Annotated in this window: 23 protein-coding genes; 2 read left to right on the top strand and 21 right to left on the bottom strand. The window is 71.2% G+C overall.

Annotated elements, in window-relative coordinates; translation table 11 throughout:
• Positions 1–2: 2 nt before the first annotated feature.
• The 11 genes from AC2H4J_RS17100 to AC2H4J_RS17050 form a co-directional block, all read right to left on the bottom strand.
• On the bottom strand, positions 3–788 hold the full coding sequence (locus AC2H4J_RS17100; RefSeq protein WP_487466085.1) for an enoyl-CoA hydratase-related protein: 786 nt from the start codon (positions 786–788) through the stop codon (positions 3–5).
• Positions 781–1,269, bottom strand: coding sequence for an iron-sulfur cluster assembly protein (locus AC2H4J_RS17095; protein ID WP_487466084.1), 489 nt, complete (start codon positions 1,267–1,269; stop codon positions 781–783). The genes AC2H4J_RS17100 and AC2H4J_RS17095 overlap by 8 nt, the downstream gene beginning before the upstream one ends.
• Entirely contained in the window at positions 1,266–1,985 is a 720-nt protein-coding gene (locus AC2H4J_RS17090; protein ID WP_487466083.1) for a Phenylacetic acid catabolic protein, read from the bottom strand. The genes AC2H4J_RS17095 and AC2H4J_RS17090 overlap by 4 nt, the downstream gene beginning before the upstream one ends.
• On the bottom strand, positions 1,982–2,308 hold the full coding sequence (locus AC2H4J_RS17085) for a hypothetical protein (RefSeq protein ID WP_487466082.1): 327 nt from the start codon (positions 2,306–2,308) through the stop codon (positions 1,982–1,984). Before AC2H4J_RS17085 ends, AC2H4J_RS17090 begins: the two co-directional genes overlap by 4 nt.
• Positions 2,305–3,222 carry a Phenylacetic acid catabolic protein gene (locus AC2H4J_RS17080; protein WP_487466081.1) on the bottom strand — a complete coding sequence of 306 codons (918 nt, stop codon included), beginning with the start codon at positions 3,220–3,222 and terminating at the stop codon, positions 2,305–2,307. The genes AC2H4J_RS17085 and AC2H4J_RS17080 overlap by 4 nt, the downstream gene beginning before the upstream one ends.
• Before the next feature lie 105 nt (positions 3,223–3,327).
• Positions 3,328–4,125 (bottom strand): ABC transporter ATP-binding protein, encoded by a 798-nt coding sequence (locus tag AC2H4J_RS17075; protein WP_487466080.1) that lies wholly within the window; start codon positions 4,123–4,125, stop codon positions 3,328–3,330.
• Positions 4,122–4,898, bottom strand: coding sequence for an ABC transporter ATP-binding protein (locus AC2H4J_RS17070; protein WP_487466079.1), 777 nt, complete (start codon positions 4,896–4,898; stop codon positions 4,122–4,124). Before AC2H4J_RS17070 ends, AC2H4J_RS17075 begins: the two co-directional genes overlap by 4 nt.
• Positions 4,899–4,907: 9 nt before the next feature.
• Positions 4,908–6,032: a branched-chain amino acid ABC transporter permease gene (locus AC2H4J_RS17065; protein ID WP_487466078.1), complete on the bottom strand. Its 1,125-nt coding sequence runs from the start codon at positions 6,030–6,032 to the stop codon at positions 4,908–4,910.
• Between the two features lie 34 nt (positions 6,033–6,066).
• Entirely contained in the window at positions 6,067–6,942 is an 876-nt protein-coding gene (locus tag AC2H4J_RS17060; protein WP_487466077.1) for a branched-chain amino acid ABC transporter permease, read from the bottom strand.
• Between the two features lie 59 nt (positions 6,943–7,001).
• Entirely contained in the window at positions 7,002–8,285 is a 1,284-nt protein-coding gene (locus AC2H4J_RS17055) for an ABC transporter substrate-binding protein (RefSeq protein WP_487466076.1), read from the bottom strand.
• An 80-nt stretch (positions 8,286–8,365) separates the two neighbouring features.
• A complete protein-coding gene (locus tag AC2H4J_RS17050; protein WP_487466075.1) occupies positions 8,366–10,276 on the bottom strand; it encodes an AMP-dependent synthetase/ligase in 1,911 nt (636 codons plus the stop codon).
• A 99-nt stretch (positions 10,277–10,375) separates the two neighbouring features.
• Here AC2H4J_RS17050 and AC2H4J_RS17045 point away from each other — a divergent pair, with 99 nt between their 5' ends.
• Positions 10,376–11,407, top strand: a complete 1,032-nt coding sequence (locus AC2H4J_RS17045) for an NAD(P)/FAD-dependent oxidoreductase (RefSeq protein ID WP_487466074.1) — start codon at positions 10,376–10,378, stop codon at positions 11,405–11,407.
• A gap of 22 nt (positions 11,408–11,429) precedes the next feature.
• Here AC2H4J_RS17045 and AC2H4J_RS17040 read toward each other — a convergent pair whose 3' ends face one another.
• From AC2H4J_RS17040 to AC2H4J_RS17010, 7 genes are all read right to left on the bottom strand, one after another.
• Positions 11,430–12,077 (bottom strand): DUF6264 family protein, encoded by a 648-nt coding sequence (locus tag AC2H4J_RS17040; protein ID WP_487466073.1) that lies wholly within the window; start codon positions 12,075–12,077, stop codon positions 11,430–11,432.
• Positions 12,074–13,735, bottom strand: coding sequence for an FAD-binding dehydrogenase (locus AC2H4J_RS17035; protein WP_487466072.1), 1,662 nt, complete (start codon positions 13,733–13,735; stop codon positions 12,074–12,076). The genes AC2H4J_RS17040 and AC2H4J_RS17035 overlap by 4 nt, the downstream gene beginning before the upstream one ends.
• A gap of 10 nt (positions 13,736–13,745) precedes the next feature.
• The gene (locus AC2H4J_RS17030) at positions 13,746–14,246 is read right to left on the bottom strand and encodes a hypothetical protein (protein ID WP_487466071.1); all 501 of its coding nucleotides are present in this window, start codon (positions 14,244–14,246) and stop codon (positions 13,746–13,748) included.
• A 40-nt stretch (positions 14,247–14,286) separates the two neighbouring features.
• Entirely contained in the window at positions 14,287–14,694 is a 408-nt protein-coding gene (locus AC2H4J_RS17025; RefSeq protein ID WP_487466070.1) for a hypothetical protein, read from the bottom strand.
• Positions 14,695–14,755: 61 nt separating this feature from the next.
• Positions 14,756–15,589, bottom strand: a complete 834-nt coding sequence (locus tag AC2H4J_RS17020) for an esterase/lipase family protein (RefSeq protein ID WP_487466069.1) — start codon at positions 15,587–15,589, stop codon at positions 14,756–14,758.
• 41 nt (positions 15,590–15,630) lie between these two features.
• Positions 15,631–17,451, bottom strand: coding sequence for an ABC transporter ATP-binding protein (locus tag AC2H4J_RS17015; RefSeq protein WP_487466068.1), 1,821 nt, complete (start codon positions 17,449–17,451; stop codon positions 15,631–15,633).
• Entirely contained in the window at positions 17,448–19,223 is a 1,776-nt protein-coding gene (locus tag AC2H4J_RS17010) for an ABC transporter ATP-binding protein (protein WP_487466067.1), read from the bottom strand. Before AC2H4J_RS17010 ends, AC2H4J_RS17015 begins: the two co-directional genes overlap by 4 nt.
• 104 nt (positions 19,224–19,327) lie before the next feature.
• On the opposite strand from AC2H4J_RS17010, the gene AC2H4J_RS17005 reads away from it, so the two are divergent.
• Positions 19,328–19,936 carry a TIGR03085 family metal-binding protein gene (locus AC2H4J_RS17005; protein WP_487466066.1) on the top strand — a complete coding sequence of 203 codons (609 nt, stop codon included), beginning with the start codon at positions 19,328–19,330 and terminating at the stop codon, positions 19,934–19,936.
• A gap of 26 nt (positions 19,937–19,962) precedes the next feature.
• Here the strand turns inward: AC2H4J_RS17005 and AC2H4J_RS17000 are convergent, their stop codons facing one another.
• The 3 genes from AC2H4J_RS17000 to AC2H4J_RS16990 are packed head-to-tail and all read right to left on the bottom strand — an operon-like array spanning position 19,963 to position 23,008.
• Positions 19,963–21,036, bottom strand: coding sequence for an SIS domain-containing protein (locus tag AC2H4J_RS17000; RefSeq protein WP_487466065.1), 1,074 nt, complete (start codon positions 21,034–21,036; stop codon positions 19,963–19,965).
• On the bottom strand, positions 21,033–21,782 hold the full coding sequence (locus tag AC2H4J_RS16995) for an ATP-binding cassette domain-containing protein (RefSeq protein WP_487466064.1): 750 nt from the start codon (positions 21,780–21,782) through the stop codon (positions 21,033–21,035). Before AC2H4J_RS16995 ends, AC2H4J_RS17000 begins: the two co-directional genes overlap by 4 nt.
• Complete coding sequence (locus AC2H4J_RS16990) at positions 21,779–23,008, bottom strand: alanine racemase (RefSeq protein ID WP_487466063.1); 1,230 nt, start codon at positions 23,006–23,008, stop codon at positions 21,779–21,781. Before AC2H4J_RS16990 ends, AC2H4J_RS16995 begins: the two co-directional genes overlap by 4 nt.
• Positions 23,009–23,016 lie beyond the last annotated feature (8 nt).

Here is a 23,016-nt window from a genome sequence, read left to right as displayed (position 1 = left end):
CCTCAGTCCCGCGAGCCGGAGCGGAAGTCCGGCTTCCGCTTCTCGACGAAGGCCTGCATCCCCTCGCGTGACTCGGGTGTGTCGTGGAAGAACGTGATGAGCTCCATGCCCTGGCTCACCGCACCGGACAGCTGGTCCGAGCCCTGGTTGATGGCCATCTTCGCCAGCCGGAGGGCGGTGGGGCTCTTCTCGAGCAGGGAGCGGCACCACTCATCGACGGCTGTGTCGAGCTGGTCGCCGGGAACCACCTTGTTGACCCAGCCCATGGCCTCGGCCTCGGCTGCGGTGTAGCGGTTGCACAGGTAGACGATCTCCCGGGCACGCTTCTCCCCCACCGAACGCGGCAGCAGCTGGGTGGCCCACCAGTTCGGGGTGCTGCCCATCTTCGGCCCGGTGTGCCCGAACTGCGCGTGTTCGGCGGCGATGGTGAGGTCGCACTGCATGTTCAGCTCGTTGCCGGCCCCGATGCAGTAGCCGTTGACCCGGGCGATGATCGGCTTGCCGGCGTTACGCATCTCGTGCGAGAGCCGGAGCAGCTCGGCGTTCATGGCCCGGTCCACGTCGATGGTGAAGTCGCTGAAGTCCCCGACGTCACCGCCGGTGCAGAAGGCCCGGTCGCCGGTTCCCGTGAGGACCACCACGCCGACCGACCGGTCGTTGGCGGCCGCCTCGAACGACTCCCGCATCCTGCGCGCCCCGTCGAGAGTGAAGGCGTTGAGCCGCTCCGGGCGGTTCAGGGTGATCCGGGCGACGCCGTCCGTGACGTCGTACAGCACCTCGTCAGCCACGAGCACCCCCCATTGCGGCCTCAGCCACGTTCGACCCCTTCAGCGCGTCATACGTCGACCCGCAGGATCGGCAGGAGAACGGGACCTTGCACACCGAGCCACCGAAGGCGCCCTCACTGCGCACGTCGCCGGACCCGCAGAACGGGCAGGCGGTCGACCCCCCGACCCCCGGATCGGCGTATCCGATCTGCAGGAGGACCTGAGTGCCCCGGTCGGACACGTCACTGCCTCGCCAGGTGGCGATCTCCCACTCCACCTCGAGATGCACATCGGGTGCCGCGGAGAGGACGGCCTCGTGCACCCGCCGCGCCATCTCACTTCGGGCCGGGCAGGCCAGCCGGGTGGGGCGGAGCACGACGCGAGCCTCGCCCCCGGCCACCCGCACGTCCCGGACGACGCCGAGGTCCTGCAACGTGATCGGCACCTCGGGGTCCTCGACCGTGGCGACCGCCGCGCGGACCCGGTCCTCAAGAGTTCTCATCGGTACAGCCCCCGCACCCCGTCGCCGGCGCCGACACGCTGCGACCGGATGTCACCGAGGATGTCGGCCAGTTCCGACCCGTCGAGCCCCCCACGGGGCGCCGGAGTCCGGCCGAGGGCGTCGACAGGGATGCCGACCGCCGACAGCGGCCCGGAGACCGCGTCCACCCAGGCCGCGTGCGCAGCCTCGCCGCTGGCCTCGTCGAAGGCCGGCGTCCCGAAGACGTCCCTCGCGAGCGGGAGGACCTCGGCGGCGCGGGCGCGGAACTCGTCACTCGTGCGCTCGTCCTGCCCCAGCATCGTGACCCACCGCTCCCAGTGCGTGACGTGCAGGCGCTGCTCGGCGGCGATGACCTGACCGGCGCTCTGCAGCTCCGGGCGCCGGGCGTGCGACAGCAGCACCGAGCCGACCTCGCCGACGGAGGCGAGCAGGTAACCGCGGAGAACGGCGGCAGGCCAGTCGTGCAACCGGTGGGCCAGCAGCGCGGACGGTTGCCAGTCCTCGACCGGGCGTTCGAAGATGAAGGCATCCCGGCCCTCGTCGTCGAGACCGGCGAACTCCATCAGGGTGGCGGCGTGGGCCATCTCCTCCTGGGAGATCGAGCCCACCGCCAGCGACTCCTCGAGGTCCACGTAGTCGGTGATCCACCTGCCCAGCAGGTGACCGTGCAGGAACCGGTCCTCGGCCACGCGCAGCAGACCGTCGAGCCGGCTCACGACAGTGCCTCCGCCGCGGCCAGGGCCGCGACCTTCATGCGGGCCCGGCGGTGCCGGCCAGGGAAGGCCGGTACGCGGTAGCCGAGCCGGGACGGCGACCTCAGCGCTTCGGCATCTCCGGGTTCGCTGACCACCATGCTCGAGCGCTGGGCGACCCAGAGCAGCGTGCAGTCCTCACGCCGGGTGAAGATCTCCTTCGCCGCGTGCCAGGCCAGTTCCGGATCGCCGGACCGGACGTTCCCCACCCATCGAATCGGCTCCTGCGGGTCGTCGCCGAAGCGCGCGAAGACCTCGTAGACGTCGTCCTCTCCCCCGCGCTTCATGCTGCCGCCTTGCGGGCCACGTCGCGGTAGGTGGCGTTGCGCTCGAGGCTGCTGGCGACGTGGCTCCGCCAGTACTCGTAACGCGGCCCACCCTCCTTGATGATCCGCTTGGTCTCGACCCAGTCCGGAGCGGCGTAGTCCCACTCCTGGCGCTCCTCGTCGAAGCTCGCGAGCTGCGGGTCGACGTGGATGCCGAGCTCCTCGAAGACCGGAATGATCTTGGTCAGCCACTGCTGGCGCAATTCGTCGTTGGACCGGACCTTGAGCCCGAACTTGTACATCGGGTTCGTCCGGTAGGTCTCGATGTCCGGCGGGCCGAAGTAGGCGAGCAACCGGGGCAGCCAGGTTTCGAACGCTTCCTGGGCCCGACCGCGCTGCTCGGCCGTCCCGTACACCATCGTCTGGTGGGTCAGGTCCATGGCGTGGTGGTAGTGGAAGCTCTCCTCCTTCTCGATCTTGCGGAGAGCACGCGTGTAGGGCAGATAGGTGCCGTGGTGCAGGGCCTGGAACTGCACGATCGCGGAGCTGTTCATCAGCAGCGCGGCAGGACCGAGCTCCTCCCACGACTCGAAGCCGTAGTGGAAGATGTTCAGCAGCTTGGTGCGGCCCTCGACGAAGTCGATCAGGACCTGCTCCCGCGGAACCCCGAGGTCCTCGGCGACCCGGGCGGTCACGTGCCCGTGCCCGACCTCGTCCTGCACCTTCGCGACGAGCATCTGCTTCCGGGCGTAGTCCGGCGCTCGGTCGATCCACTCGGCGAACGGGAGCACGCCCACGAGCTCCGCCAGGGCTTGGAACGAGGCGATCCGGGCGGCGGCCTCGCGGTAGCCCTCCGGCAGCTCGCTCCACAGCTCGTACTTGCGTGCGAGCCTCTGCTCGCTCTCGTCCGTCTCGTCCGGCGCCAGGACCGTCATGCGGAACTCCTCTTATCGTTCGATTGACCGATTGGGATCGTACTACAGATGTACCCGCTGCCCACGGACAGCGCAAGGGCGGCCGCGGGCCGCCGATCGGCCGGATCAGCCGGCGAACTCGACCGCCGCCGTGTCGGTCTCGGAGACGCCGAGGTACGCCGCTCGCACGGCGGGATCCTCGGCGACGGCCTCCGGAGCACCGTCCGCGATCTTCACTCCGTGGTCCAGGACGACGAGGCGGTCGGCGAGATCCATGACCATCTGCATGTCGTGCTCGACCCACAGCATCGGTAGCCCCCGATCGTGGCGGATGCGCAGCATGAAGCGGGCGAAGTCCTCCTTCTCCTGCCGGGTGAGCCCTGACGACGGTTCGTCCAGGAGCAGCACCTTCGGTTCCATGCAGAGTGCGCGCGCCACGCCGACAAGCTTTTGCGCCCCGAACGGCAGGCTGCTCACTTGCCGATTGCGTACGCGCTCCAGCTCGAAGAAGTCGATGACTTCCTCCACGACCGCGCGCTGGGCCACCTCCCGCCGGAGGTAGGGGCCCATGCGCACGGCCATCGACAGCAGATTGCTGTTCAACTGGCGGTGCCGCCCCACCATGAGGTTGTCCACCACGGTCAGGCCGGCGAACAACTCGGCGTGCTGGAACGCCCGGCCGATGCCGCCCGTGGCGATCTTGTGCACGGGCACCCCGCGCAGGCTGCGCCCCTCCAGCCGCACCTCTCCGCTGGCCGGTCGGTAGATGCCCGAGATGCTGTTGAGCAGAGCGGTCTTCCCGGCACCGTTCGGGCCGATCAGTGCCACGAGCTCCTGACCCGACAGGTCGAAGGACACGTCGTCGACGGCCGTGATGCCGCCGAAGGCGATGCGGACGTTGTCAACTTCCAGGGTCGGGGTCATCCCGCCCACCTCCGCTTGCGTCGGTACTGCTTGACGTCCCGGTACGAGCGTCGTTGAGCGTCGCCGCCCCCGGTCCCCAGGTAGAACTCCATGATGTCGCCGTGCGACAGCAACGCCTCCGGCGTGCCGTCGTGCACGACCCGCCCGTCCTCCATGACGTAGCCGTAGTCGGCGACGTCCAGCGCCGCGGCCGCGTTCTGCTCCACGAGCACCACGGTGAGTCCGCGGTCGCGCTGGACCCGCTGCAGCTCCCGCAGGAGCTCAGCCGTGACGCGCGGAGCCAGCCCGAGGGACAGCTCGTCGACGAGGAGGACCTCCGGCTCGGTGACCAGCGCCATCGCGAGGGCGAGCAGTTGCTTCTCGCCGCCGGACAGGTAGCCGGCCGTGCGACCGGCGAGCTCCCCCAGCCGCGGAAACTCCTCGTAGACGTGCCGCGCCTTGCCCGCCGATCCGGCGGTCAGCTTGATGTTGTCGGCCACGGTCAGCGTGTCGAAGACCTTGTCGCGCTCCGGGACGAGCGCGATGCCGAGCTGCGACACCCGGTGCGGAGCGAGGCGATTGAGCCGCTTGCTCTTGTAGACGATCTCTCCGCCGACGACGTCGGCGTTCTCCATGCCGATGAAGCCGGAGATCGCCGTCAGCGTGGTGGTCTTGCCGGCCCCGTTGGTGCCGAGGAGCGCGGTGATCTTGCCCGGCTCGGCATGCAGGGTGACACCCCGCACCGCAGTAGCTGTCTTGTTGTACGCAACTTCGACCTGATGCAACTCGAGCACGCCCGCCCCCTATCGCTTCGTCTGCGTGGACATGCCGGTGTACTTGAAAGGCCATCGCGTGAGGTAGGTCTTCAGCCGCTGCCAGACCCCGGCCAGTCCCTCGGGCTCGAACAGCAGGAACCCGATCATCGTGAGGGCGAAGACGGCCAGCTCGATGGCCCGCAGGTGCTGGCCGAGCAGCCCTTCCAAACCGAAGGCGGCGATGAGCTGGCCGACCAGCAGGGGCGTCGCGATCACGAACACGGCGCCGAGGACCGCGCCCAGGATCGAGCCGAGGCCGCCCACGATGATCATGGCGAGGAACTCGACGCTCAGCAGCAGGTCGAAGTCCTCGATGCCCACACCGCGGTAGTAGTAGGCCGACAGGGCGCCGGCCAGGCCACCCAGCGTGCCACTGAGCGCGAACGCCGTGATCTTGACCCGGGCGACGTTGACCCCCAGCGCCTCGGCGGCCAACTCCCGCTGGCGGACGGCCAGCATGCTCCGCCCGAAGGTCGAGCGCTTGAGATTGGTGACCGCCAGGATGACCACGCCGGCAAGGACGACGAGGAAGTAGTACCAGTCCGTCGTAGTGGTGAGCGTGACGAACCCCAGGTCCGGCATGGGCAGGCTCAACGACCCCGTAGTGCCGAAGGAGGTCTGCAGGTAGCCCTGGTACTTCAGCCCGATGGCGATCACGACGTACTGCACGGCCAGCGTGGTGATGCCCAGGTAGAAGCCCCGGATCCGCAGTGCGGGGAGACCGGCGATCGCCCCGGCGATTGCTCCGGCCAGCATCGCGGCCGGCCCGGCGACCCACAGTGGCAGGCCCAGGTGCAGGTGGAGCCCGGCCGCGAAGAACCCGCCGACGGCGAGGAATGCGGCGTGCCCGAGCGACAGCTGTCCGGCCATCCCAGTCACGATCTGCAGGCCGAGCGCCCCGATCGCAGCGATCACGGCCAGGTTGATCACGCCGAGCCAGAACGCGTTGGCCAGGAAGGGGTAGGCCGCCACCAGCACCACCGTGACCGCGATGACGGTCAGGCGGGGGCCGCTGTAGGGGAAGAGGGTCAGCTCGCCCCGATAGTCGGTCCGCAGGTAGGGCGAGCCCCGCCGGCGACGGCTCGGCTCGCGGAGGACGGGAGGTGACGTCACGGAGTCTTCTCTCGTGACAGCCCGCAGGGTGGTGTCAGACACGGTCGAGCTCCTCTCGGGTGCCCGCCAGGCCCCACGGCTTGACGAGCAGGACGACGAGCAGGACCACGTAGGGGATCGCCTCGCCCAGTTGCTGGTCGATGAAGCGGACCGTGATGACCTCCGCGACGGCCACCAGGAGAGCGGCGGGCACAAGGCCCGACAGGCTGTCCAGTCCACCGACCAAGGCGACGGTGAAGCCCTTGAGCGTCGTGCCGACCAACAACAGGCTGACCGATCCCTGCGTGCCGGTCAGGAACACCGCGACCACGCCCAGCGCGGCCGCTATGCACCAGGCCATCGCACCGATCTTCTCGATGTTGATCCCCCGCCGGGCGGCGAGAGCCGGGTTCTCGGCGACGGCGCGCATCTGCCGGCCGGACCGGGAGTACCTGTAGAAGAAGGCGAGTCCGACCACCACGAGAGCCGCCACCACGATCGGGGCGACGTCGAGCAGTCGCACGTTGGTGCCGAGCACCTCCCAGCGCACCTGCCGGCCGGGCATGGGGATGAAGCCCGACTCCCCCCGCCAGCCGGCCTCGGAGATGGCCTGGAGGAGGAACAGCGCGGCCAGGGTCATCAGCACCTGGGCGATGTGCGACTGCCCGGCCATGGGGCGCAGGAGGAGCACATAGAGGACGAGGCCCGCCACAGCCCCCAGCACCAGCAGGACGAGGGCGGTGAGCCAGAACCGGGTCGGCGTCGCATCCCGCGGGATGAATGTCAGAGCCATGAGCCCGGCGAGCAGCACGACCCCCGGTTGAGCCAGGTTCAGTACGCGCGAGGTGCGGTAGACGATGACGAACCCGAGTGCGAGCACGCCGTAGACGCTGGCGAGCTTCAGGACGTCGACGATGATCGATAAGTCCACGAGAGGGGATTCCTTCCGTGACCCGGGTGGCCGAGGCCACCCGGGTCAGGTGGCAGGTGCTACGGGTTCAGCGGGGAGACGAGGTCAGTGGCCGGGTTGAACTTGGTCCACTCGTCCACCGCCCGGACGAGCCCGCCCTTGGCGTCGTCCCACTTGTAGGCGGTCCAGTAGCGCATCCCCATGTGGTCGGTCGGCGAGTACGCCAGCGGGCCACCGGTGAGGCCCTTGGTGTCGAGGTCGGTCTTCTCGAGGGCGTCCCGGAGCCCGGCGCGATCACAGTCGGCACCGCACCGCTTCAGGGCGTCGGCGATGGTCATGCCCATCAGCCAGCCGTTGACCGTGGCCGAGCTGGGGTCGATCTCGGTGCCGTACTTGTCGGCCGCACCGAGGATCTTCTTGATCTCCGGAACCTTGGTCTCCGAGATCGAGGTGATGTTCGACAGGGCGTAGAGCTTCTTCCCGCCGGCCTGGTCGGCCACCTGCCGGATGTCGGTTTCCGGCGTCGCCGTCATCGAGAAGACGATCGGTCCCTGGTACCCGAGGTTGCGGGCGGCCACGGCCACGCCGATCGCGTGCGACGCGATCGAGATGTCGAAGAAGGCCGCCGGGTTGTCGTCGACGATCGGCCGGACGAACGAGGTGAAGTCCGTGGTCTGCAGGGGCGCGTTGACGATCGGGCCCTGCGAGAACTTCGGTGTCTGCTTGACCTGCTCGTCGAGCCAGCGGTTGCACACGGCCTTCGCGGCCGGTGCCTGGTGGATGTAGCAGGAGATGTCGCCACCCTTGACGCCGATCTCGTCCATGAGCTTGGGCCAAATGTCCAGGCGCGCGTCCGACATGGCTTCGAAGACGTTGCCGACCGTGAACAGCAGCGGGTCGGGCTTGCTCGGGAACATGTCGGGCCGGGCGCTGTGCCCGGACAGGAACGCGGTCTGGTTGGCGCGGACCACGTCGAAGATGGCCGGCATTCGGCCCTCGATGGTGCCGCCGGCGAGCATGAGCACGTTCTCGCCCTGGATGAGATCGGTGGCCGAGGTGACCGCGAGCTCCGCGTCGATCTTCATGTCGCGCATCACGATCTCGACCGGCCGGCCGTCGATGCCGCCGTTGGCGTTCAGGTTGTCGAAGAACAGCTTGGCACCCTCGTACTCAGGGTAGTAGGTGCCGCGGGTGACCGAAGTGGCGTCGGTCAACCAGCCGATCTTGAGAGGCTCGCCCGAGGCAGCCTGGGCGGTCTTTGCACCGCCTGGCGCAGTGGCCGCCTCACCCCCGCCTCCGCAGGCGCTGAGCACCAGGACTCCGGCCGTCGCAACGACCGCGAGCCTCCCTGATCTGCGCAACATCGATGTCCTCCTGTTGGTGGAACTCGGGAACAACCGCAGACCCGGGGCGGGCTACGGCAACAGCTGGGCCGGGAACGGCCTCACTGGAGCTGCTGGGACTCTTGGCGCTCGTCGACGTACATGTCGTCGATGAGGTCCTGGAACATCCGCTGGAAGTGCGCTCTGCGGATCTTGCGGGTGGGGGTGGTGTCCCCCTCCTCGGGATCGAGCTCCTTGGGCAGGATGCGGAACTTCTTGACCTGCTCCACGCGGGCGAGCTGGGCGTTCAGCCGCTGCACCTCGGAGTCGATGAGAGCGATCACCTCGGGGAGCTGGGTCAGGCTGGTGAAGCCGGTGAACTCGAGGCCGCGGGTCTCGGCCCACTCGGTCACCGCGTCGAGGTCGATCTCGATCAGGGCGGTGGGGTACTTGTGTCCGTCGGCGAAGAGGACGCACTCGCTGACGTACGGGCTGCCCTTGATCGTGTTCTCGACCAGGCTGGGTGTGATGTTCTTGCCGCCCGCGGTGATCATGATGTCTTTCTTGCGGTCCCTGAGGACGATGTCGCCGCCGGGCTCGACCGTTCCGACGTCACCGCTGCAGAACCAGCCGTCGGGTGTGAACGCCTCGGACGTGCGCTCGGCCTCGCCGAGGTAGCCACCGAACACGCCGGGCCCGCGGTACTGCAGCTCGCCGTCGTCGGCAACCCGCACCTCCAGGTCCGGGACACGCCGGCCCACGGCACCCGGGACCGGGTAACGGCCGCGTTGGAAGGCGACGAAGCCGACCTCTGTCATCCCGAGGCCGTTGATGAGGTTCAGCCCCCAGTACTGCCACATCCGCTGAACCTCCTCCGGCACGTGCGTGCCGGCAGTGAGGCCGATCGCGGTATGGCCCAGACCGAACTTCCGCAGCAGCGGCACGAACACGACCAGGCGAGCCAGGCGGTAGGCCAGCCGGAGCCGTAGCGACGGAGTGACACCGTCCCAGCGCAGCGCGCGCTCGCGGCGCGCGACCGCCATGGCCTGCCGGTACGCGAACCGCTTCAGCGGGCTGGAGCGATCGATGTTCGTCACCGCCCGGCTGGCCATCTTCTGCCAGATCCGCGGCACGGCGTGGAAGTAGTACGGCTGGGACTGCACGAGCGTGGTGCTGAGGTCCTCGACGTCCTCCCCCATGTGCACGACCATCGCCGTGAGGATCGGCGAGTACAGACAGACGATCCGCTCGAACGCGTGGGCCAGCGACAGGTGGCAGATCACCGGACGCGGGTCGGGGCCGGTGAGCTCGGGGAACACCCGGCACAGCTGCAGGGCGCCACCGACCAGGAAGTTCCGGTGGGTGATCATGGCGGCCTTCGACTGCCCCGTGGTCCCGGACGTGAAGACGAGCAGCGCGACGTCGTCGGCCGAGGCGCTCGCAGCGAGCTCGGCCAGCTGAGCACGCTCGGCGGCGGAGTAGGGCTCCGACGGGGTGAGCAGGTGGGCCGCAGGCAGGATGCGGGGGTCGGAGTACCCGAACAGCGCCCGGGTGTCGTCCACGACGACGTGCTGCACCGAAGGGCACCGGTCGCCGAGCGCCAGGAGCTTGTCGACGTACTCCTGGTTCTCCGCGACCATCGCGACCGCACCGGCCGTGTTCAGCTGATGAGCGATCTCCTCCGGTGAGCAGGTCGTGTAGATGCCGAAGGAGACGGCGCCGATGCTGATGATGGCCGCGTCGGCGACCATCCAGAGGTAGCTGGGGTCGCCCATGATCGCGACCGTGTCGCCCCGTCGGATTCCGAGCCGCAGCAGGCCGCAGGCGAGCGTCTCGGTGTCGTGGCTGTACTCGGCCCACGTGTGCTCGGCGTAGATGCCGAACTGCTGCTCCCGCACGACGACGTCATCCGGCGTCAGAGCCGCACGCTCGCGGATGGCGTGGCCGATGGCCAACTGGGCCAGGCGGGCCTGCGTCTCGCGGTCGAGACGACCCTCGTGGACCGGCTCCAGCCGAACAGTGGTCTGCGTCACGCGGCACAGGGTGCCCGATCAATAGACCGATTGGCAAGACCCTGACCTGTGTCGATGTGCATCCTTGACCGGTCATTCGATTTATTGTTCGATCGAACGATGCTGCCAACCCACATCCAGGTGGATGTCGCCGTCATCGGCGCCGGTCCGGCCGGCCTGTACGCGGCCTACTACGCCGGGTTCCGGGGCCTGTCCGTCGCCGTGATGGACTCGCTGCCCGAACTCGGCGGGCAGATCAGTGCCCTCTACCCGGAGAAGCCGATCTACGACGTGGCCGGACTCCCGGCCGTCCGCGGCCGTGACCTCGTGCACAGCCTCGTCGAACAGGCAGCCCCCTTCTCCCCCACCTACCTGCTCGGGGACCAGGTGGTCGGACTGGACCGTCGACCGCACGCCCACCACGGCGTCCGTGGCATCGTCCTCACGACGGCCGACGGCCGGACCGTGTCCTGCGGCGCCGTCCTCCTGACCGCGGGAATCGGCACCTTCCGCCCGCGCCCGCTGCCCGCCGGCGAGGCACACCTCGGTCGCGGCCTCATGTACTTCGTCCCCACGCTGGCAGAACTGGCCGGCCGCGACGTCATGATCGTCGGCGGTGGCGACAGTGCTTTCGACTGGGCCCTGGCGCTGGAGCCGCTGGCCCGATCGGTCACCCTCGTGCACCGGCGCGACAGCTTCCGGGCACACCGGCACACGGTCGACCAGGTGCTGGCCAGCTCCGTCCGCGTGCTCACCAAGCGCCAGGTGCACGCCCTCCACGGCGCCGACCAGGTCGAGGCCGTCGACGTCCGGAGCGACGAGGACGGCACTGTCGAGTCACACGCCGCCCAGGCCGTCGTCGCCGCTCTGGGGTTCACCGCCGATCTGGGCCCGTTGACGACCTGGGGGCTGACCCTGGAGAACCGGAACATCGTCGTGGACACGGCCATGTCGACCGGCCTGCCGGGCATCTACGCCGCCGGAGACGTCACGGCCTACCCCGGCAAGGTCCGGCTCATCTCGGTCGGCTTCGGTGAGGCCGCCACGGCCGTCAACAACGCCGCCACGTACCTGGACCCTGACGCGGACCTGTTCCCCGGTCACTCCACGGACACGGCCGTCAGCGCGCAACCGAGCCCCGCACCGGCCTGATCAGGCGGCCCGGGGCTCCTCTCTACTGCCGCTGGCTCTCGAACCAGCGGCGACCGGGGCCGACCAGCACCACGCCCAGGCCCACCAGCGGCGAGGCCGCGAACACGAGGGTGAAGGCGGCGAGCCCGCCGCCGGGCCCGGCCCCGGGGATGTCGTTCATCAGCGCGACCAGGCGAACGGCCCAGTAGACCGCCAGCACGATCTGGACGCCGTGGGCGGCGAGGACCAGCAGCCACGACAGCCGTGTCCGCGCGCTCAGCGCACGGATCCCGGCGGTGACGAGGAGGACGACCGAGACCACCTGGACGACGGCCAGCACGGTGCCCTCCCTCGACAGGGCGTCCATCCGCGCGGAGGACAGACTGGGGTCGTCCTGCGCCGCGAGGTCGACGAACGAGGCGATGAACCACAGGTACAGGGAGGCGAAGAGCACCACGCCCGCCTGCACGAAGGCGAGGACGGCGCTCGTGATCACCTGGCCTGGTCGCTGCGGTGGCCGTGGCGGGAACGGCGCCCACGAGCCGGGCGGGCCGTAACCGGGCGGCCCGTAACCGGGGTACCCGCCGTACGGGGACGGGTAGCCGTACGGCTGGGGCGCGGTCGGGGGCGGTCCCTGGTAGGGGGCGCCCGGCTGCGTCGGCGTCGACGGGTCGGCCCAGGGGTTGCTCACAGGGCCGCCGCCAGCGCCCGGCCCGCCGTCCGCCCGGAGAACAGGCAGCCGCCGAGGAAGGTGCCCTCCAGTGACCGGTAGCCGTGCATGCCCCCACCACCGAAGCCGGAGACCTCGCCGGCGGCGTAGAGGCCGGGGAAGACGTCACCGCCGGGGCGCAGCACCCGCGCGGACAGGTCGGTCTCGAGCCCGCCGAGCGACTTGCGGGTGATCAGATTGAGCCTGACGGCCACGAGCGGGCCCACCTCCGGGTCGAGCAGCCGGTGCGGTGACGCGACGCGGATGAGCTTGTCACCGAGGTAGTTCCGCGCGCCGCGGATGGCGGTGATCTGCGAGTCCTTCGAGAAGGGGTTGGCGATCTGGTTGTCGCGCGCGACGACTTCCCGCTCGATCAGGGCGAGGTCGAGCTCGGGGGTGTCCCCGGTGATCCGGTTCATGCCGGCCACCAGTTCGGGCAGCGTGGAGGCGACGACGAAGTCCTCGCCCCTGTCCAGGAACGCCTGCACCGGGGCGCTCACTCCCGCGCGCGCCCGGCCGAGCAGCAGCTTGACGTCCTTCCCGGTGAGGTCCGGGTTCTGCTCGGACCCCGACAGCGCGAACTCCTTCTCCACGATCTTGTGACTCGCGATGAACCACGTGTGCTCGTAGCCCGTCGTCCCGATGTGGGCCAGCGTGCCGAGGGTGTCGAAGCCGGGGAACAGTGGCACCGGGAGGCGCCGTCCGGTCGCGTCCAGCCACAGGGACGACGGCCCGGGCAGGATCCGGATGCCGTGGTTCGCCCACACCGGCGAGTGGTTGGCGATGCCCTCGGTGTAGTGCCACATCCGGTCGCCGTTGACGACGCTGGCCCCGGCGGCCTGGGTCGCCTCGAGCATGTGGCCGTCGACGTAGGCCGGGACGCCGGAGAGCAGCCGCTGCGGGGCCGGGCCCAGTCGGGCCGGCCAGTTGCGCCGCACCAGGTCGTGGTTGCCGCCGATGCCGCCGGAGGTGACGACGACGGCCTGCGCGGAGATCTCGAAGTCGCCGACCTCCGTGCGGGAGCTCGCCTCGCCGCGGGCGACGGTGCTGGGCTCCAGGACGGCGCCCCGCACGCCGGTCACCGCTCCCCCGCTGAGGACGAGCTCGGCCACCCGGTGCCGGAAGCGGAGTTCGACCAGGCCGGCGTCGACCGCCGCCCGGACGCGCTTGGCGAACGGCTCGACGATGCCCGGGCCCGTGCCCCAGACGATGTGGAAGCGGGGCACCGAGTTGCCAGGTCCGGTGGCGCCGTAGCCGCCGCGCTCGGCCCAGCCGACGACGGGGAAGAAGCCGACGCCCTGCTCCTTGAGCCAGGCCCGCTTCTCCTCGGCCGCGAACTGCAGGTATGCCTCCGCCCACTGCCGCGGCCAGTGGTCCTCGGTGCGGTCGAATCCGGCCGTGCCGAGCCAGTCCTGCCGGGCCAGCTCCAGCGAGTCGTGCACCCGCAGCCGCCGCTGCTCCGGCGAGTCGATGAGGAACAGCCCGCCGAAGGACCAGAAGGCCTGGCCGCCCAGGGACGCCTCGGGCTCCTGGTCGACCAGGATCACCCGCTTGCCGGCGTCGGCCAGCTCCGCCGTGGCGACCAGGCCGGCGAGGCCCGCCCCCACGACGACGACATCGGTGCTGCTCCCGTTGCTCACGGGCCCGACGCTAGCGGGCCGACCTCGCCCCGCGCCGACCCTCCGCCGGGCGACGCGCCCGTTCGGCGCCGCACCAGTCCCTCACCGGCCGCCGCACGGCCAGCACGAGCGCGGCCAGCGGGCCGACCAGCAGCAGTACGCCGGCCCAGAGCTGCGCGCCGCCGCCGAGCGCGCCGAGCAGGAACACGAAGACGAGCAGCGCCGCCAGCGGCAGGATCGCCGCGACCGCAAGCACCGCCCATCCCCAGCGCTTCCCGGTGAGCACGAGCATCGACCCCGCCGCGGCCAGCCCGGCCAGCAGCAGCGGGACGACCAGGAACCGGTCGACCGACGGGTCCGGCTGCCACAGCAACCAGCCGAGGTACAGGACCTCCAGGGTCAGCAGGGCACCGAAGACCACGGCGAAGGTGACGGCGGGCGGGCGTTCGGGCCGGATCGGGAGCGGGACATCGGTCCGTGGCGCCGGCCGGGGCGAGCGCCGGACCGGCACCCGGCTACGGGACGACGGCATGGCGCCAGCCTAGGGCGGCCGCCTGGGAGGAACCTGCGGCTCAGCCTGCCCTGCGGTCGGTGACCCAGCCCCGCACCCCGGGCAGGGCGCTCAGCACGAGGGTGAGCCCGGGGGCGACCCAGCCCAGGAAGAAGAACGGCCCACCACCCCACCCGCCCAGCATGCGGGCGGCGAGCATGAGCGCGAGCAGCACCCCGGCGGCGGTGGCCAGCGCCAGCCACGACCGGCCGAGCAGGAGGAGCACCGCACCGGCCACCAGGCCGCAGAGGAGGACGAGGGGCAGCGCGAAGTCGGTCCAGCCCGGCTGCTCGAGGCTGTCGGGGTCGGACAGGGCGACCCCGATCAGCAGGAACAGCGCCGGGAGCGCGCAGCTGAGCAGGCCGAGGACGGCGGCGACGATCGCGGCGGCGGGCGGACGGCGGCGCACGAGCCGGACGGTCGGGACCATCCGGGCAGCGTAGGGCGGCCCGCGGGAAGAGCGGCTCGTCGTCCCCAGGTCGGGTGACAGGTCAGCCGGCGCAGCCGATGAGCGCGGCGGCGTCCGCCGGCCCGGGATTCCCGAACGCGTCCAGCACCCACGCGATCGCCTGCGGGTCCATGGGGATCGTCAGGTGCTCGGCGGCGTCGGCCGGGCAGCGGTCCTGCAGGACGATGTTCGTGGTCTGCGCGTCGGGGGTCAGGAACGCCGAGCTGTACGGGACGACCACCTCGTCGTAACGCGTGGTGACCTGGGTGTAGTCGACGGCGCCCGGCGTCTCGTCGGGAGAGTTGAGGGCGATGAGGAACGGCGAGCCGGCCATCTGCTCGTCGCACGAGACGCACCAGCCGCCGCTGCTGAAGCCGTTCTGCACCGTCGTGCCGTGGTTGGACGGCACGAGGCCGACCAGGTCGTCGACGTACGCGCCACCGCCCAGGTTCTTGATGTAGTAGCGCGGCATCATGCCGCCCTGCGAGTGACCGACCATCTCCACCTTCGCCGCGCCCGTCGAGGCGAGGACCCGGTCCACGAAGTCCTTCAAGTGCTGGGCGGAGTCCTCGATCGGGCCGGTCCCGCGGTTGCCGTAGTCGAGGGAGTAGACGCAGTACCCGTGCCGGACCAGCGCCAGCGAGAGGCTGTCCAGCAGCGACTTCTGGTCGCCGAAGGTCCCGTGCACGATCACCGCCGGCTCGGGATGCTCCGCGGTCGGGCGGCAGGTCCAGTCGTTCGCGCCGGCCGGCGGGACGCCCCAGGTGGGGTACGCAGGCGTTTCCGCCCCCGCGGGCGCAGGCGCGGCGAGGAGGGCGAGGGCGAGCGGGACGACGAGCGCGAGCAGCGCGCGGAACGGCGAGGACACGCGGGTCATGCACCCTCCAACGACCGCGGCCGACCCGGGTGACGCAGCTCTCAGACCGCCGTGGTCTCCCCCGCCGACGACCGGCGCCAGGAGGCGTGCAGCCGGGCGTAGGGACCGTCGGCGTCGACCAGTTCCGCGTGCGTGCCGCGCTGGACCACGTGTCCGGCGTCCACCACCAGCACCTCGTCGGCGCGCTCGGCCGTCGAGAGCCGGTGCGCGATGGTCAGCGTGGTGCGACCGCTGGTGAGGGTGTCCAGCGCCCGGGTGAGCCGCTGCTCGGTGGCCGGGTCGACGGCGCTGGTCGCCTCGTCGAGCACCAGCAGGTCGGGGTCGGCCACGTAGGCGCGGGCGACGGCGACCAGCTGCCGCTCCCCCGCCGACAGCGACTCCCCGCGCTGGCCGACCGCCGTCGCGACGCCGTCCGCCAGCCCCTCCACCCAGGGGCCGAGGCCCAGCTCCTCGAAGGCGACCGCGACCTGGGCGTCGGTCATGCCGGGCCGGCCGTACCGGACGTTGTCCGCGACCGTGGCGTCGAACAGGAAACCGTCCTGCGGGACCATGACCACCCGCGCGCGCAGCGACGCGAAGGCCACCTCGTCCAGCGGCACCCAGCCGGCCGCGTCGGAACCGAGCAGGACCCGCCCGTCGACCGGGTCCATCAGCCGGGTGACCAGCTTCGCGAACGTCGTCTTGCCCGAGCCGGTCTCCCCCACGATCGCCACCCGCTGCCGCGGCTCGATAGTGAGGTCGACGCCCTCGAGCGCCAGGCTCGCCCCGGGCGCGTACCGGAAGGAGACGTGCTCGAACCGGACGCCGAGGGGCCCGGCCGGGAGCTCGCGGACGTGCTCGGGGTCCGCGATGGCCGGGTCGCGGATGTCGGGGGCGGTGTCGATCACGTCGAGCACCCGGCGGAACCCGGCGACGGCGTTCTGCGCCTCGTTGAGCACCTCGCTCGCCGTCTGCACGGGGGCGACGAACAGGCTCACCAGGAACAGGAACGCGATGAGCGTGCCGGCCGTGATGTCGCCCGCCAGCCCGAGCAGGACGCCGACGACCACCACGGCCGCGTTGGCCAGGGCGGCGACGAACTCGCCGGTGACGAACACCGCGGCGGTCACCTTCTGGGCGTCCACCTGCGCGCGGTACTGCCGGTCGATGGCGGCGTCGATGCGGGTCGCCGTCCGCGCACGGACGCCGTAGGCACGCACGGTCGGCGCCCCGACGACCGATTCGGACACCGCCCCGAGCACCTCCCCCACCCGCTCCCGGACCACGGCGTAGACCCGCGCCAGCCGCTGGGCGAACCAGCGGACGGCGATCGCCAGCGGCACGAAGCACGCGAGCACGAGCAGCGTCAGCTGCCACGAGTAGAAGGCCATGACGACGGTCGCGACGACGAGCTGGCCGACGCTCACCAGGCCCAGCACGCCGCCCCACTGCATGAACACCGACAGCTGGTCGACGTCGCTGGTCACCCGGGAGACCAGCGAACCGCGCCGCTCCCCCTGCTGGTGCAGCACCGAGAGGTCGTGGACGTGCCGGAACGCGCGCACCCGCAGGCCGGCCAGTGCGGTCTCCGTCGTCCGGAAGAGCCGGACGTTCATGCGGAAGACGGCGACGGCGGTGATGACGATGACGAGGGCGCACGCGAGCACCAGCCAGGTGATCAGCCCGAGATCGGGGTCACCGGCCGCCAGACCGCGGTCGATGACCTGCTGGACGGCGATCGGCACGACCACCCGGCCCGCCGTGGCGATCAGGGCGAGGGCAAAGGTGACGGGCAGCCCCCGCCGGAATTCCGGCATCATCCGGAGGCCCCGGCGGAGCGTGGCGAGCGCCCCCTCCTCGCGGGCCCCGGCAGCGGCGGTCACGCCGCGACCTCCGCCTGCGAGTAGGCCCGGACCAGCGCGGCGTAGCCCGGCACGGAGGCGAGCAGTTCATCGTGGGTGCCGCGGGCCAGCGCCCGGCCCTGCCCGAGCCACACCACCTCGTCGGCGAGGGCGATCGTGGCCTGCCGGTAAGCGATCACGACCACGGTGGCCGGCTCGTCGGCGGTGCGCAGCGCGTCGAGGATGCGGGCCTCCACCGACGGGTCGACCGCGCTGGTCGCGTCGTCCAGCACCAGCAGCCGGGGCCTGCGGACGACGGCCCGCGCGAGCGCCAGCCGCTGCCGCTGACCGCCGGAGAGCGTGGCCCCGCGCTCGCCGACCTTGGTGTCGAGCCCCTCGGGAAGGGCGGCCACGAAGTCGTCGGCGGCCGCGACGCGCAACGCCGTCCACACCTCCTCGTCGGAGAACGGCCCGTCGAGGGTCACGTTGCCACGGACGGTGTCGTCGAACAGGAACGTGCCCTGGGCCACGAACGCGGCCTGGTCACTGGTCTCCCCCTCGCGCAGCCGGCGCAGGTCGACGCCGTCGAGGAGCACGTGCCCGTCGGACGGGTCGACCAGCCGGACGAGCAGCCCGGCGAGCGTGGACTTGCCCGAGCCGGTGGGACCGACGATCGCGACGGTGCTGCCGGCCGGCACGTCGAAGGTGACGCCGGAGAGCGTGGGGCGCTCGGTGCCGTCGAAGGTGAAGCCGACCTCGGCGAGCCCGACGCCGGCACCGCCGGTGGCGACCACCGCGGCGTCGGGGCCGTAGGGCGTCTCGCCGGTCGCCTCCAGCACAGGGAGCACCCGGTCGAAGCCGGCGAGGGCGCGCGGGAGGTCCGCGAGCACCCAGCCGATGGCGCGGATCGGCAGCGCCAGCAGGCTGAACAGGTACGCGATGGAGACCAAGCTGCCGGCATCGATGCTGCCGTCGGCGACCCGTGCGGCGCCGATGAGCAGGACGGCGAGGGTGCCGAGGCTGGGCAGCGCCTCCATCAGCGGGTCGAACAGGCCGCGCACCCGGCCGACGGCGACCAGCCCGTCGCGCAGCTCCTTGGCGCGGGCGTCGAAGCGCTCGGTCTCGGCGACCTCGCGCCCGAGGGTCTTGACCACCAGGGCGGCGTCGAAGCTCTCGTGCGCGATCTCGCTGACCTCGGCCCGCAGCTGCTGGGCCCGCTGCATCCGCGGGCTCATGACCTGCGAGTAGACGGCGTTGACGACGAAGACCGCGGGGAAGACGACCAGTCCGACGACGGCGATCAGCGGATCGGTGAGGAACAGCGCCACGACGGTGATCGCGATCATCACCAGCGTTCCGCAGGCGAACGGCAGCGGCGCGACGAAGTACCAGGACGCCTCGACGTCGGAGTTGGCGTTGGACAGCAGTTGCCCGGTGGGGTGCCGCTGGTGCCAGGACAACGGCAGCCGCAGGTACTGCCGGGTGACCCGGCGCCGGTAGTCGGCCTGCAGCCGGTAGCTCATGATCCCGGCGAACAGCCGCCGGCCGAGGATGCCCACGATCTTGAGCAGGGCGACGCCGAGGATCGCGGCGGCCGCGAGCGAGAGCGCCGCGGCGGTGGTGGCGCCGTCGGCGAACGCCGGCAGCAGCACCCGGTCGGTCACCTGGCCGATCACCCAGGCACTCGCGACGGTCATCGCGCCGTACAGGCTGCTCGCCGCGACGGCAAGGCCGAACATGCCCGGCTGCTCGACGATCGAGCGCCACACGTGTCGGAGACCGCGCCGGACGACGGCGTCTCGGCGGGGGGCCACGCTGCTCCTTCGGTCGTGCTGCTGGGGTTTCGGATGCTACGCGATCGTTAGGGCGGCTAACCGCTCTCGGCGGTCACGCCGCGCGTCCTCGGTAACCTGCGGGAATGAGCCGTTCTTCCCTGTTCGTCCACCGCGAACGACAGGAGCTGGCCGACACGCTGGAGCGGCTCGGTCCCGCTGCGCCGACGCTGTGCGAAGGATGGGACGCCGCGCATCTCGCCGCCCACCTCGTCGTCCGCGAGCGCCGGCCGGACGCGCTGGTCGGCCTGGGTGCGGAGGCGACCGGGCTCGGCGGTCCGATTGCCGCCTGGCCGCACCGCCTGGAGGACGAGCTGCGGACGTCGACCCCGTACGCCGACGTCGTGAACCGGCTGCGTGCCGGCCCACCGGCGTGGTCGCCGATGGCCTGGGAGGGCGTCGGAGCGGCGCTGAACACCACGGAGTTCGCGATCCACCACGAGGACGTGCGGCGCGCTCAGCCGGACTGGTCGCCGCGGACGCTGCCCCGCGAGGACCAGAACGCGCTGTGGGGCGCCGCCGGGCTCTTCGCCCGCCGGGCCGCCGGGCGCCGCGGCCTGGTCCTGCGACGCACCGACGTGTCGGGCGCCGAGAAGCGGTTCGGTGCCGGCGGCCGGACGGTCGAGGGCGAACCGCTGGAGCTGCTGCTCTGGGCCGCCGGCCGCCGCGACGCCGCGCAGGTGCTGATTTCGTAGCCGCCTCCCGGCGCCTGAAGTGGCGCTCAGGTCGTACGGGTCACCTTCGTCAGGCCGAGCGGCCGGTCCGGGTCGAGCCCCCTCCGCAGCGCGAGCTCCAGGGCGAGGCTCTGGATGGGAATGATGCTGAGCATCGGCATGAGCGGGTCAGCCACGTCGGCGGGCAGGATTCCGCCGAGGCCGGACTCGGCGGTCGCAGACCCCACAAGGTGGAGGTCGGCGCCACGCTCGCGCAGATCGGGTAGCAGTCCCTCCACCGACTCGCGTCCTGCCCGCTCTCCCACGAAGCAGAACACGGGTGTCCCCGGGGTGACCGACGCGAGGGGTCCGTGCTTGGCGTCGGCCGCGCTCCAGCCCGAGGCCGCGATGCTGCTCGTCTCCATCAACTTCAGCGCGCCCTCCCGCGCGGTCGCCGCGCCAAAAGCCCGGGCGATCAGGAGAGCGCGGTCGGCGGACGCCAGCTGGTCGGCCAGCCCCGGGGCGAGCTCAGCCGACCGGCGGATGACCGTCCGCCCGTAGTCGGCCAGGCAGCGGATCTCCTGGTCGACCTGCGCGACCGGATCACCGGCCGCTGCGCGCAGCCACAGGTACAGCGCGAGGAGCTCGGCCGTGTACGTCTTGGTCGCGGCCACGGAACATTCGGGACCTGCCTGCAGCGGGACGTGCACGTCAGCGGCGCGGGCCAGGGGGCTGTCCGCGTCGTTGGTGAACGCGATGGTCGCGGCGCCGCCCGCCCGCGCGCTCTCGAGCGTCGCGAGGAGGTCCGGGGAGGCTCCGCTCTGCGAAACGGCGACCAGACAGCTGTCCGGGTTCCGGATGTCCCTGCCATAGACGGTCGCGACGCTGGGGGTGGCCATCGCCGCCGGCAAGCCGAGGAGTGACTGACTCAGATACTGCGCATATGTCGCGGCGTGGTCGCTGGTCCCGCGAGCGGCGAACACCAGCCCCTTCAGCCGGCCGGCCGTACGGAGCTCGGTGAGGAAGCGCGCCGCCTCGTCCACTGCGCGCCGGTCGGCGACGAGCCCCAGCCATCGCTCCGGCTGTTCGGCGATCTCGCGACGCATGAGGTCTCCGGGCGCCTGCCTCTCGGGACCGGTCACGACAATCCGGTGATCATCGAGACGATCTCGTTACGCGTGGTCTCCTGTACCGAGCGCACGCCCACCTGCTTGCCCCTTCGGAGGACAGCGATGCGGTCGGCGAGCCGGAAGACCTGGTCGAGGTTGTGGCTGACGAGCAGGACGGCGGCACCGCGCTCACGGAGACGAGTGATGAGTTCTTCCACCTTCGCCGTCTCGGCCACGCCGAGGGCGGCCGTCGGCTCGTCCATCAGGACCAGACCGCTCGCCCAGTGGGTCGCCCGGCAGATGGCTATGCCCTGCCGTTGACCACCGGAGAGATCGCGCAAGGTGGCGCGCGCCGACGGGATCCGCACGTCGAGGGTGTTGACCAGCTGTTGCGTCTCACGGGCCATCCGGCCGCGGTCGAGCAGCCGGAACGGGCCACGGACGAGCTCGCGCCCGAGGAACATGTTCATGTACACCGGCTGCTCGTCTACGAGGGCGAGGTCCTGGTACACGACCTCGACCCCCTTGCGCCGCGCGTCGGAGGCGTCGCGGAAGTTCACCTGCTCGTCGTTGAGCCAGATCTCCCCCTCACTCGGCTGGTACAGCCCCGAGATGATCTTCACCAGCGTCGACTTCCCGGCACCGTTGTCACCGACCAGGGCGACGATCTCCCCGGCGGCCACTTCCAGGTCGAAGCGCTCGACGGCGACCACGCCGCCGAAGTGCTTGTGGATGCCCTTCAGCCGGAGCGGGACCGGCAGGGTGGCAGCGGCGGTCACGGGATCCTCCTGGCGTCGACGTCGAACTCGGAAAGGTGCAGCGGACGGGAGCCGTCGGCGGCCCACAGTCCGACGACCTGCGGGCGACCGGTCGAGACGCCCGCGATGGCGGCCGTCAGGGCACGGGTGACGAAGACCTGGGGGCGGAAGCCGAACACGACCGTGTCGCCGACCTCGACCGGCGCTGCGTCCGACACGTCCACGATCGCGTAGTAGTCGATGGCCGCGGGAGCCGGCATGTCGACGGGCAGCGTCGGCACGGTCGCCGGGTCGGCACCGTCCCCCACGACGACCGCACGGGTGCTGGACCCACCCAGCACCGGATCGACGTAGAGGCCGCCGCCGAAAACGTAGGCGCCATCGGCGTAGCAGTGGGAGACCTCCGAGACGTAGGCGACGGCGGGCTCCTCCACCAGGTCCTCCACGGCATGCCACGGTGTCGTGCCGGTCAGGCCGTGCCCGGGCTCGACCTGCGTCACCCCGGCCTCCGCCAGCATGGACAGCGTCGCGGTGGACGTAGTACCCGGCCCGTTCACCGCGATGTCCGATCGGCCGGCGCGCTGCAGGCGCTGCACCGCCCCCTGCAACGTGGCGAGGTTGGGCGTCGGGCGCACCGTCCGCGCTTCCTGTTCGAACAGCATCGCCGGAAACGTCGTGACACCGGCGAACCGTCCGCCGGTGAGCCCGTCGAGCCGGTCCGCGACCGCGACCACGTCCGCCGCATCGAAGCCGCCCTCGTGGCCGCGGTAGAAGCGGTCGCCGTCGGCAACGATCCGGGCGAGCATCGCCTGCTCCCTGCCCGCGTCGGCGGATGCTCGAGCGGCCTCAGCGGCCTTGGCGTCGTTGAACACCGTCCAGAACGACGGCGCGAGCGCCGCCGCACGAGCGGCCTCGGACCGTGGGATCTGTACGAGGTGCCCGAGGTGCCCGACGCGGAGGCCGCCCGCCACGTCCGCCTCGGCGTCCTGGAGGTCCACACCCACGGCGTGCGTCAAGCCCTCCTCGACCAGCGCCCGCGAGACGTCGCGGTTGCGGCCCAGCTGCTTAGTCATGGCGAACGCGGTCAGGCCGAGGCGTGACGCCTCGGCCGTGATGGCCGCGGCATTGGCACGCACCGCATCGAGGTCGATCGCGTAGCAGTTGGCCGGCAGTTCACCTGCGCGGTGCAGCTGCGTGGCGGCCCGCAGGAGCCCGGGATTGCGGCGGCGGAGAAGATCCAGGAACACGTCCACTC

It is taken from the genome of Blastococcus sp. OS1-29, from assembly GCF_057628075.1.
This window is presented reverse-complemented; position numbering and strand designations above follow the sequence as displayed.

Bases quoted from the DNA above. Each gene is read 5' to 3' on its own strand.
- AC2H4J_RS17030 (WP_487466071.1), bottom strand. From the start codon at position 14,246: ATGCCGTCGTCCCGTAGCCGGGTGCCGGTCCGGCGCTCGCCCCGGCCG.
- AC2H4J_RS17075 (WP_487466080.1), bottom strand. From the start codon at position 4,125: ATGACCCCGACCCTGGAAGTTGACAACGTCCGCATCGCCTTCGGCGGC.
- AC2H4J_RS17095 (WP_487466084.1), bottom strand. From the start codon at position 1,269: ATGAGAACTCTTGAGGACCGGGTCCGCGCGGCGGTCGCCACGGTCGAG.
- AC2H4J_RS17005 (WP_487466066.1), top strand. From the start codon at position 19,328: ATGAGCCGTTCTTCCCTGTTCGTCCACCGCGAACGACAGGAGCTGGCC.
- AC2H4J_RS17020 (WP_487466069.1), bottom strand. From the start codon at position 15,589: ATGACCCGCGTGTCCTCGCCGTTCCGCGCGCTGCTCGCGCTCGTCGTC.
- AC2H4J_RS17045 (WP_487466074.1), top strand. From the start codon at position 10,376: ATGCTGCCAACCCACATCCAGGTGGATGTCGCCGTCATCGGCGCCGGT.
- AC2H4J_RS17055 (WP_487466076.1), bottom strand. From the start codon at position 8,285: ATGTTGCGCAGATCAGGGAGGCTCGCGGTCGTTGCGACGGCCGGAGTC.
- AC2H4J_RS17080 (WP_487466081.1), bottom strand. From the start codon at position 3,222: ATGACGGTCCTGGCGCCGGACGAGACGGACGAGAGCGAGCAGAGGCTC.
- AC2H4J_RS17025 (WP_487466070.1), bottom strand. From the start codon at position 14,694: ATGGTCCCGACCGTCCGGCTCGTGCGCCGCCGTCCGCCCGCCGCCGCG.
- AC2H4J_RS17085 (WP_487466082.1), bottom strand. From the start codon at position 2,308: ATGAAGCGCGGGGGAGAGGACGACGTCTACGAGGTCTTCGCGCGCTTC.